The organism is Pseudomonas sp. 05N434, assembly GCF_056396965.1.
In genome coordinates this window covers 1-1,246 of sequence record NZ_JBFTMK010000878.1, presented here as the reverse complement: position 1 = coordinate 1,246, position 1,246 = coordinate 1, and the positions used below count along the sequence as shown (strand labels likewise).

Below are 1,246 nucleotides of genomic sequence, written 5' to 3'. Positions count from 1 at the left end.
GAGCGTAGACGCGTTGTGCGGTTTTGGTGCAAAAAATTTTATTTCCTGTACTGAATTCACACATGGTGGCGTTGCCGTGGGTTCGAACAGTGCGTTGTTTATGGGCTGTTTCGGCGTTTTTTCCGTGATGGCCGGTTCCGTCATGGTGCGTCCCGAATCAAAATGGCGCATCTCGGCGCGCCCGCAGGGCGGTGCTGGCGGCAGTTCGTCGTGAAGCGCATGGCATTCGCAGGTATGCTGCCGTCCTGTCGCTTGGTGCGCCGTCTTTCGGTGGGGGCGCTAAGCTGAAAAAGGATGACCAGAGGGGAGTGTGCGCTGTGTTCGCTTTAGATCCACGACTTCAACAAGACACGTTGCCAATCGGCGATTTCCCGCTCTGCCGGTTACTGCTGTCCAATGATTCGAATTACCCCTGGTTCATCCTCGTGCCACGCCGCGAGGATATCAGTGAAATATTTCAGCTGGATGGCGCAGATCAACAGCAGCTGTGGCGGGAAACGACTGAGCTGGCGGAAATCCTCAAGGACTCTTTCGACGCGGACAAGTTGAACGTCGCGGCCCTGGGTAACGTCGTCAATCAGTTGCATATGCATGTGATTGTGCGCAAGCGTGAGGACGCCGCCTGGCCAGCTCCGATCTGGGGCAAACAGGAGGCCAAGCCATACAGTCCAGAGCAGATCGCGACGATTCGCGAGCGACTGCGTCTGGTGTTGACCGACGATTTCAAGTTTCTGGAGGGCTGAATCATGAGCCTGGGCGAACGCGTTACCGATCTGGAAAGCCGACTGGCATTTCAGGATGACACCATCCAGGCATTGAATGATGTGCTGGTGGCGCAGCAGCGGATGGTCGAGCGTCTGCAATTGCAAATGTCGGCGTTGCTCAAGCGGCAGGAGGAAATGGCCGGCCAGTTTGCGACGCTTGAAGAAGAAGAGGCACCACCGCCTCATTACTAAGAAACAGGCAATAAAAAACCGCGAACAGCCAAGCTGTTCGCGGTTTTTTTTAGCCTTGAATCAGCGGCGCGGCAGTGCGGCGATCACATCTTCGGCTTGCAGGCCTTTGTCACGATTCATGACGGAGAACTCCACGCGCTGACCTTCCACCAGAACGCGGTGGCCTTCACCGCGAATCGCCCGGAAATGCACGAAAATATCATCGCCGGAGTCGCGGGAAATAAAGCCGAAGCCTTTGGAGGTGTTGAACCATTTGACGGTGCCAGTATCGCGGTTGCTCATGTCATAGC

4 protein-coding genes are annotated in these 1,246 nt (G+C 55.9%); 3 read left to right on the top strand and 1 reads right to left on the bottom strand.

From position 1 onward, the window contains the following. The 3 genes from AC1DLB_RS30360 to AC1DLB_RS30350 all read left to right on the top strand — a co-directional run. Positions 1-214, top strand: a 214-nt coding sequence (locus AC1DLB_RS30360) for a hypothetical protein (protein WP_477786324.1), incomplete at its 5' end; no start/stop codon positions are given. A gap of 103 nt (positions 215-317) precedes the next feature. Continuing rightward, positions 318-743, top strand: a complete 426-nt coding sequence (locus AC1DLB_RS30355) for an HIT family protein (protein WP_018926507.1) — start codon at positions 318-320, stop codon at positions 741-743. Positions 744-746: 3 nt separating this feature from the next. After that, on the top strand, positions 747-956 hold the full coding sequence (locus AC1DLB_RS30350; RefSeq protein WP_018926506.1) for a SlyX family protein: 210 nt from the start codon (positions 747-749) through the stop codon (positions 954-956). 60 nt (positions 957-1,016) lie between these two features. Here AC1DLB_RS30350 and AC1DLB_RS30345 read toward each other — a convergent pair. After that, positions 1,017-1,246, bottom strand: a 230-nt coding sequence (locus AC1DLB_RS30345) for a cold-shock protein (protein ID WP_477786323.1), incomplete at its 5' end; no start/stop codon positions are given.

What these genes read in the sequence shown, in the direction of transcription:
- AC1DLB_RS30350 (WP_018926506.1), top strand. Translation starts at nt 747, where the DNA reads ATGAGCCTGGGCGAACGCGTTACCGATCTGGAAAGCCGACTGGCATTT.